This window comes from Burkholderia sp. Ac-20392, from assembly GCF_017104585.1.
GTDB lineage: Bacteria > Pseudomonadota > Gammaproteobacteria > Burkholderiales > Burkholderiaceae > Burkholderia > Burkholderia lata.
This window is the reverse complement of sequence record NZ_JAAGPB010000380.1, coordinates 1-8,305: the sequence shown is the minus strand read 5'-3', so window position 1 is coordinate 8,305 and position 8,305 is coordinate 1. Positions and strand designations below refer to the sequence as shown.

Annotated in this window: 9 protein-coding genes; 5 read left to right on the top strand and 4 right to left on the bottom strand. The window is 66.1% G+C overall.

Annotated features, from left to right (window positions below):
• Nucleotides 1-67: 67 nt before the first annotated feature.
• On the bottom strand, nt 68-577 hold the full coding sequence (locus G3N99_RS29485) for a sigma-70 family RNA polymerase sigma factor (protein ID WP_206124140.1): 510 nt from the start codon (nt 575-577) through the stop codon (nt 68-70).
• A gap of 566 nt (nt 578-1,143) precedes the next feature.
• Between G3N99_RS29485 and G3N99_RS29480 the strand changes: the two genes are divergently transcribed.
• The 3 genes from G3N99_RS29480 (at nt 1,144) to G3N99_RS29470 (ending at nt 3,939) form a co-directional block, all read left to right on the top strand.
• Nucleotides 1,144-2,304 carry a porin gene (locus tag G3N99_RS29480; protein WP_174969423.1) on the top strand — a complete coding sequence of 387 codons (1,161 nt, stop codon included), beginning with the start codon at nt 1,144-1,146 and terminating at the stop codon, nt 2,302-2,304.
• A gap of 78 nt (nt 2,305-2,382) precedes the next feature.
• Complete coding sequence (locus tag G3N99_RS29475) at nt 2,383-2,628, top strand: hypothetical protein (RefSeq protein ID WP_206124139.1); 246 nt, start codon at nt 2,383-2,385, stop codon at nt 2,626-2,628.
• Between the two features lie 87 nt (nt 2,629-2,715).
• Nucleotides 2,716-3,939, top strand: a complete 1,224-nt coding sequence (locus G3N99_RS29470; protein ID WP_206124138.1) for a transglycosylase SLT domain-containing protein — start codon at nt 2,716-2,718, stop codon at nt 3,937-3,939.
• A 31-nt stretch (nt 3,940-3,970) separates the two neighbouring features.
• Here the strand turns inward: G3N99_RS29470 and G3N99_RS29465 are convergent, their stop codons facing one another.
• The 3 genes from G3N99_RS29465 to G3N99_RS29455 all read right to left on the bottom strand — a co-directional run bounded on the left by G3N99_RS29465 (nt 3,971) and on the right by G3N99_RS29455 (nt 5,849).
• The gene (locus tag G3N99_RS29465) at nt 3,971-4,501 is read right to left on the bottom strand and encodes a hypothetical protein (protein WP_206124137.1); all 531 of its coding nucleotides are present in this window, start codon (nt 4,499-4,501) and stop codon (nt 3,971-3,973) included.
• Nucleotides 4,502-4,554: 53 nt separating this feature from the next.
• Nucleotides 4,555-4,881 carry a hypothetical protein gene (locus G3N99_RS29460; protein WP_206124136.1) on the bottom strand — a complete coding sequence of 109 codons (327 nt, stop codon included), beginning with the start codon at nt 4,879-4,881 and terminating at the stop codon, nt 4,555-4,557.
• A 221-nt stretch (nt 4,882-5,102) separates the two neighbouring features.
• Nucleotides 5,103-5,849: a MipA/OmpV family protein gene (locus G3N99_RS29455; protein WP_011351661.1), complete on the bottom strand. Its 747-nt coding sequence runs from the start codon at nt 5,847-5,849 to the stop codon at nt 5,103-5,105.
• Between the two features lie 246 nt (nt 5,850-6,095).
• Here G3N99_RS29455 and G3N99_RS29450 point away from each other — a divergent pair, with 246 nt between their 5' ends.
• Both G3N99_RS29450 and G3N99_RS29445 read left to right on the top strand, forming a co-directional pair.
• Complete coding sequence (locus tag G3N99_RS29450) at nt 6,096-6,821, top strand: response regulator (protein ID WP_174934739.1); 726 nt, start codon at nt 6,096-6,098, stop codon at nt 6,819-6,821.
• Nucleotides 6,822-8,198, top strand: coding sequence for an ATP-binding protein (locus G3N99_RS29445; protein WP_174934741.1), 1,377 nt, complete (start codon nt 6,822-6,824; stop codon nt 8,196-8,198). It begins immediately after the preceding gene.
• The last annotated feature ends 107 nt before the right edge of the window (nt 8,199-8,305 follow it).

The following is an 8,305-nucleotide window of genomic DNA, read 5'->3' as shown; positions in this document are numbered from 1 at the left end:
CCCACCATTCCACCGCGCGACGCGCCACCTGCGGCGGCACCGCCGGCGCTCCCGGGGCAGCCATCGGTCAGGCCGCCATCGCGAAGAAGCACTGCGTGCCGGCCTTCACGAGATAGCGCTTCACCGTCGCCAGCGACACGCCGAGTTCGCGCGCGATCTCGGCCTGCGTGAGCCCGTCGAGCTGCGCGAGCAGGAACGCGCGCTTCGCCGCGAGCGGCAGGCCGTCGAGCAACCGGTCGATTTCGAGCAGCGTCTCGAGCACGACGGCCCGCTCCTCCGGCGACGACGCGTACGCTTCGGGACGCTGCGCGAGCACATCGAGATATGCGCGCTCGATCTGCTCGCGCCGCCAGTGGTTGCTCAGCACGCGCTGCGCGACCGTCGTCAGGAACGCGCGCGGCTCGTCGGCGCCGATCGGCTCGTCGCGCGCGAGCAGCCGCATGAACGTGTCGTGCGCGAGATCGGCCGCGCGGTGCGCGCAACCGAGCTTCCGGCTCAACCAGCCGCGCAGCCACGCATGGTGGCCGGTGTAGAGGGCGTCGATTTCTCGATGGAGAGACAGCTTGTCAGCAGACATGGCCGGGTTCCGGGGTGCGCAGGCGTCAACGATTTTGTAAATGAGAATGATTATTATATACAAAACCGGAGCGACGACCGGCGTTCCGGTGCGCGGTGGCCGCTGCCGCGCTCCGGCGGGGGCGCACCGATGACGGTCACGCGCTGGCGCGGCACAAGTGCGGCGTTCCACGCACGCCGCGACAACGGGACAGGAATGGATGACCCGGCCGCGACGACACCGCCAGGCATGCACCGCCCGCCGCTAACACATTCATTACACCCCGGCCAAATCGATTCATTAAATAGTTATTTGACGGATCGATAACAATATCCCGACCGCCTTCATTCCTCCCCGAATTGCCCGAAATTATCGCGAGATATGCAAGCCGCAATGGCCAAATCTCGAAATGACAATCAATTGATACGTAATTTTCAACAATTCAAATCCCCCGATCGCGGAAATAGGAGGACATCCCTGTCTGCGTCAGGCCACAAAAGAGAATTTCATTTTTGTCGTTTTAATCGGCCTCGGTAGTCTCCTGCCATTCCGGATCACGAACACAAGCCAATGCGCAAGGAGATGACATGAAACGCACGACCCTCTCTCTGATTTCCATCGCTTCATTCGCGGCGATACCCGTCGCGCATGCGCAGTCGAGCGTCACGCTGTATGGCGTGATCGACACGTCGATCACCTACGTGAACCATGCGCAGGGCAAGGACAACGCGTGGATGCTCGGCAACAGCAGCGCAGGCAACCTGGCCGGCAGCCGCTGGGGCGTGAAAGGCACCGAGGATCTCGGCGGCGGGCTGAAGGCGCTGTTCCAGCTCGAGAACGGCTTCGACCCGAGCAACGGCCGGATGGGCCAGGGCGGCCGCATGTTCGGCCGGCAGGCGTTCGTCGGCCTGACGAGCGACCGCTACGGCACGCTCACGTTCGGCCGCCAGTACGATCCGCTCATCGATCTCGTGCAGGGCATCACCGCCGACAACTATCTCGGCAGCGTGTTCGCGACGGCGGGCGACGTCGACAATTACGACAACAGCTTCCGCGTCGACAACGCGGTGAAGTACACGTCGGCCGTCTATTCGGGCCTGCAGTTCTCGGCGATGTACTCGTTCGGCGGCATCGCCGGCAGCACCGGCGCCGCGAATTCGTATTCGGCTGCCGTGTCGTACAACAACGGGCCGTTCAGCGTCGCGGGCGGCTACTTCCACACGACCAACAGCCCCGCGTCGAACACCCAGCGCAGCGGCTGGACCAGTTCGTCGGACGGCACGTTCGACGGCCCGGTCAACAGCGGCTATGCGAGCGCGCATTCGATCGGCATCGCGCGCATCGCGGGCCAGTACGTCGCCGGCCCGTTCACGTTCGGCCTCGGCTACAGCAACGCACAGTACCGCCGCGATGGAAGCTCGGTGTTCGGCTCGAACGAGCACTACAACACGGGGCAAGGCTTCGTGAACTACCAGGCAACCAATGCGCTGCTGGTCGGCGTCGGCTACAGCTATACGCGCTCGGGCGGCGACACGTCGGCCACCTATCACCAGGTATCGGCCGGCGCGGACTACAACCTGTCGAAGCGCACCGACGTCTACCTGACCGCCGCGTACCAGCACGCAAGCGGCCAGACCGGCGACGGCAAGGGCGGCTCGATGGCCGCGCAGGCGTCGATCGGTTCGTACGGCTATGCGGGCACGAGCTCGCAGACGATGGTCAACCTCGGCCTGCGCCACCGCTTCTGATGCAAAACGGCCGGCTGCGCGACACACGGCCGGTCGAATCCGCATTCAGCGGTACGGCGGCTTCGGCCGCCGTTGTTTTTGAATCGTCTTTCCGTCGCCCTTTTCAATCCGGATATCGATTGCCGCGCGATTTCCATCCGGCTTGATTCAGCACCGATTTTCCCCGAGCAAATGACGCGACGCGTCAGTATTCCGGCGGCTCCACTGGCCCGGCATTCGCACGAAAATCCGGCCATTTTTACCGATAATGCTTCGCTGCCCCCCGTGATCGGACGCGATAAAAATGCGTGGCGAACGCATGGGCAAATGCAAAGGAAAGTTTGACGCGAGCCATTTGGCTGCTCGCTATGGCACACTTCGCGTCTGCGTAATTTCCTTGCACCGGGCGGCCGGATTCCGCCCCATCCTGCCATGCCGCGTCAGACAACCCGTTCGATCAGCCGAGCAACGCTGAAAATCGCCGCGACGATTGCCATGTCGTGCGCGCTGCACGGTATTGCGCGGGCCGATTGCCTCGACGACGCGGCCGCGTTCCAGCACGTGAGCGTCAGCCTGATGCGCGGCATCGCGCAGGTCGAGTCGGGCATGAATCCGAGCGCCGTCAACACCAATACGAACGGCACGGTCGACATCGGCCTGATGCAGATCAACAGCACCTGGCTGCCGACGCTCGCGCGCGAAGGCATCACGCGGGAGAGCCTGTTCGATGCGTGCACGAACGCGTATGTCGGCGCGTGGATCCTGTCGCAGAACATTCGCCAGCTCGGCGCCAACTGGAACGCGATCGGCGCGTACAACTCCGCCTCGCCCGACAAGCGCCTCGCGTATGCGCGCAAGGTCTATGATGCAATCCGGACCATGCCGGATTCGCCGGATACTCCCATGCCTATCCTTCCACCGTCCTTTACGCCGCCGCAACAGGCGCAGGCGTACAACCCGTTCGCGAGCCTGAGCGTGTCCGCCCCGCAGCAGGTCACGCGTCCGCGCACGATTTCGTCGGCCCCGCCGCCGCCTCCGCCGCAGGGCGGCCCCGCCGGCCCGGCCGGCACCTACAACTTCGGCTGGACGGTCACGGGTGCGGACCAGGCGAAGCCGACCCAGGTCTTCGACGATGGCGCGCGGATCTACGTGCAGTTCAGCGACATGAAGCACCTGCCGGCGATCTTCACCGAGACGTCGTCCGGGCGCGTGCTGATGTCGTGGGAGCTGCAGTTTCCGTATGCCGTCCTGACCCGTCCCGCGCAAACGTTAATCTTCCAGCTCGGGCCGTTCGAGGCGCGCGCGCAGCGTAGCGCGGGCAATGGCGCCGGCATGACGGCGCAGAGTGGGACGGGCGGCACGGCGACGGCTGCGGCCGCGGGCTCGAAAAAGTCGGCGAATACGGCGGCAAATGCGGCAGCCAGTCCGGCTGCAACGGCATCAAAACGCACGGCGTCGGCCGATGCGCTGTGGTACGTGAATACGCCTTCGACGTCGGGAATCACGGCGGCCTCGCCCTCGACCGCGAACATTCCGGCCACGCTGCCGACCGCCATCACGTCGAACACGCCGCCGCCCGCGCCGGCTCAAGTGCCGGCTGCAGCCGCTCAGCCTTCGCGCGCCAGCGCGGATGCGCTGTGGTACATCTCGAAGTAGCACACCGTCGATCGTACGCGTCGCGCGGCGATCATCGCTCCACGGTCGGCGGCAGCTCGGGCGCGTTCATGTCGTCCACCCATTGCAGGTCGGCCGTACCGTTCTTCCTGAAATACACGCGCAGATAGCGCGACGTCGACGATTCCGGTTGTGGAATCGTCACGTCGATCATCTTGCGTTCCGCCGCGACGCCACGCTCGATCTCGTCCAGCGGTTGCGCGAACACCCACGCCAGTTTCACCGCTTGCCCCGGCGTCACCTGGCAGCCGCAGGCGAACCCGCCGCCACCGCCGAAGGCCTCGCCTGCTTCCCGTGCAGAAGGATTGCCGAAGCATCCCGACTTGTGTTCGTTGTCAAGCCAGAACTCGTGAAGCTTGCGGGTGTACTCGTTATAGCCGGTGATGCAAACGGTGCGAGACGCCGGCGATGCTGCGTCATCAGGTCGTCCGCATCCGGCCAGCACGCCGAGCACGCCCAGCGCCGCCAGTGTCAGCGCGCGAACCCCTGCCCCGGACTGCTTCGGCCGCTTCGCAAACATGGCGCTGCCGGGCACCGCAAGCATGCCGGCAACATTCATTCGCGGACCCGCAGGCACGCCACCACCGGCCCAACCCCTCACCCGCGCCGCACCCAGATCACCTTGCCGTCGCGAATGCCGAGATTGCGGCGCTCCTGCCGGTAATCCATCGTGCCCGGCAATGACTTGCCGTCGCGCTCGAGCACGCGCCACAGGCAGCCGTCCAGTTGCGCCACCGCATCGGCCTCGGCCTTGCCGACCAGCGCATCGTCCGGCCCCGCGTCTGCCTTGCAGGCCTGCGACGTTGCCGGCTCGCCATTCATCACCATGCCGCCGGCAGTCGCATTCCTCGTTTTCATGTCCGTGCATCCCGCAAACGTTGCGCCCGCAACCAGCGCCATCATCATCACGATCGTCTTCTTCATCGGATTCTCCCTGTTGCGCCCGGCGGAACCTGTGCGGCGTTCCCGGCCGACCGGGCGTTGCATGCATGTTCAGTCCGCGCGCCCGGGCCACGCCGATGCTGCGCACCCCAAGCCGCGGGTTCGGCCTGCCGCCGAAGCCGCCTGCATGTTACCGCACGCTGCGCGGCGTGACGGCACGAGCATGCCGGCTGCGCCGCACGATGCGTGCCGCGACGATCCGCTCAGAACTTGTAGGTCGCGCCCGCAATGGCGTAGTAGTTGCTGCGCGACTGGACGATCGGGCTGTCGCCGTAGCGGCCGAGCAGCCGCGTCACGCCGCCGGTCGCGAGCACCGACCAGTGCTGCGACAGCGTCCAGTTCCACGCGACCGCCATCGACGCGCTGTCGATCCCGCCACTCGTCGAATACGGCCGGAACCGGCTCGTCATCGACTGCGCATCCGTCACGCCGTAGAACGTCTGCGTATAGCGCCCCGAGCCCGCATGCACGGTGCCCGTCACGATGATCTCGTGCTGCGCGGTCTTGAACACCGGCACCGCGAGATCCATGTGCCCCGACACGCCGTGCGACGTGTGCGTCACGGGTGTGTCGATCGTGACACTCAGTTCCGCCGCGTTGAACAGCGTCACGCCCGCGCGCACGCCGACCAGCACCGAGCCCGGAATCCGGCCCATGCCCTTCAGGTAGTCGGAGCCCGGCAAGTCGAGGCGGTTCTCGTCGGCTCGACCGGCGTCGTAGCTCACGGCCGCCGATACGAACGCGCCGTGCGGCAGGTCCAGCCGGTAGCCGGCGCCCTGGGTGCTGTCGATGAAGAAGCCATTGCCGAACTTCGCGGAAAACCCCGGCGCAACGACGCCGCGAGACTGGTTGCTGCCCGGGTAGCGCGGCGCGATACCGCCACCCAGCGACAGCGAATACTGGTTTTCCGCGTGGGCGGCGGCGGCAAGGGTCAGGCCGGCGAGCGGCATGCAATAGCGGTAGCGGCGGAGTATTGGGCGCACAATATTGAGATAGGAGTGACGGAGCCCGCAGTCTAGGTGTCGCCCCGCGCCGAGACTGTCCTGAATATTCGGAAAATCTGTGCTCAATTGTGTTCGATTGTTCGAGATTGTCGCCCCGCTCCCCCGGCCTTCGGTACGCCGGATAGAATTCGCGTGCCGCGCCACGCACCGGCTTGCCGGAGCGTGAGTTGGCGCGTGCGCCCCGAGGAGACCATGAACGAAGATCCACTCAAATACCGTGTACTGCTGATCGAGGACGACGACCGCCTGGCGCAACTCGTCCGCGAGTACCTCGACGGCTATGAATTCGCAGTGACGGTCGTGCGACGCGGCGACCTCGCCGTCGCGGCGGTGCGCGAGCACCAGCCGGCCCTCGTGATACTCGACCTGATGCTGCCGAACCTCGACGGCATGGAAGTCTGCCGGCGCATCCGCGCGTTCACCAACGTCCCCGTGCTGATCCTGACCGCGCGCCTGGACGTCTACGACCAGATCGCGGGCCTCGAGACGGGCGCCGACGACTACGTGACGAAGCCGATCGAGCCGCGCGTGCTGGTCGCCCGCGCCCGCGCGCTGCTGCGCCGTGCGCAGCCGGCCGTCGCGGAAGCACCCGTGGCCGCACCCGAAGCGCTCGTGTTCGGCGAACTGGCGATCTCGCCGCCGAACCGCACCGTCACGTGGCGCGGCGAGCCGGTCGACCTGAAGACCGCCGAATTCAACCTGCTGCTGATCCTTGCGCGCGCGGCCGGCACCGTGCTGAGCCGCGACGACATCCTGAAGCAGTTGCGCGGGATCGAATTCGACGGACTCGACCGCTCGGTCGATTCCGGCATCTCGAAGCTGCGCCGCCGCTTCGAGGATGCGTCGTCGGAGCCGCACAAGATCAAGACGATCTGGGGCCGCGGCTACCTGTTCAGCCCTTCTGCGTGGGACGAATAAATGCTCCGCCCGTTGATTCGGCTGTACCTCGTCGTCATCCTGTTCGTCGCCGCGTCGATCCTGTTCATCCAGCTGTCGTTCGACCGGATCTTCTACGATCGCAGCGCGCAGGCGCAGCGCGACTCGCTGACGACTTATGCGTTCGTGCTCAACGACTACCTCGAACGCCATCCGGGCGCACAGCGCGAGCTTGCGCTGCGCGAGCTCGCGAAACACGGCAACGAAGGGTTCGGCTTCCTGTCGATGACCGCCGCCCGTGCGCAATTGAGCGGCGCGCCGCTGCGCGATCTCGATGCCGGCCGGATTGCGATCAGCTATAACGGCAAGGATTACTACATGCCGCTCGCGGATGGGTCGGTCCTGCACGCGCGGCCGATCGAAGCGTCCGATCTCGACATCCGCATCTATGCGTACCTGCTGCTCGCGCTCGGCACGCTGTTCGCGGTCGTGCTGTGGATTCACTATCACTGGCGTGACCTGCGCAAGCTGCAGGACGCCGCACGCGCATTCGGCGCCGGCACGCTGTCGACGCGCGTGAAGCTGTCCGGCAAGTCGAACATCTATGAACTGTCGCAACAGTTCAACGACATGGCCGAGCGTATCGAGGCATCGATCAAGCAGCAGCGCGAAATGATGCACGGCATCTCGCACGAACTGAAGACGCCGCTCGCGCGACTCGAATTCGGGCTCGCGCTGCTCGCCGAGCCTGACGAAACCGGGCGGATGCGCGAACGCCGCGACGCGCTGCGGCGCGACGTGCGCGAACTCGACGAGCTCGTGACCGAGCTGCTGACGATCGGCCGGCTCGAACAGGGCGCGAGCCAGCTTGCGCCGATGGAAGTCGACGTCGATGCACTGATCGACAGCGTCGCCGGCAATGTCGCGAACGACATCGCCGATCGCGGCATCACGCTCGATGTGTCGACGCTCGGCGCACCCACCGGCCACGTGTGCGACCCGAAGCTGGTCGCCCGCGCCTTGCTGAACCTGATCCGCAACGGCGCGCGCTATGCGTCGCGCACGGTGCTGCTCGTGGCCGAGCGTGACGCGTCCGGCGCGCTCGTGCTGAGCGTCGACGACGATGGCCCCGGCATTCCGGCCGCCGAACGCGCCCGCGTGTTCGAACCGTTCCAGCGACTCGACTCCAGTCGCGACCGGCAGACCGGCGGCTTCGGGCTCGGGCTCGCGATCGTGCGGCGTGTCGCACAGGTGCATGGCGGCGAAGTGCGGCTCGAGGATTCGCCGCTCGGCGGCGCACGCTTCGTGATCACGCTGCCCGCGCTGACGCTGCCGGACAATCTGTTCGACTTGCCGGATACCGTCATGCATGCCGACGCGTTCGACGGCAGCACCGGCACGGTGATCCCGCGGCCATGACGCGGGCGGCAGGAGGCGCCCTCGCCGCCGTCGCCTGACCTGCGCGCCGCTCAGCGGCGGCGCAGCAGCGCGACGAAGAACAGGCTGCCGAACATCGCGGTCACGAT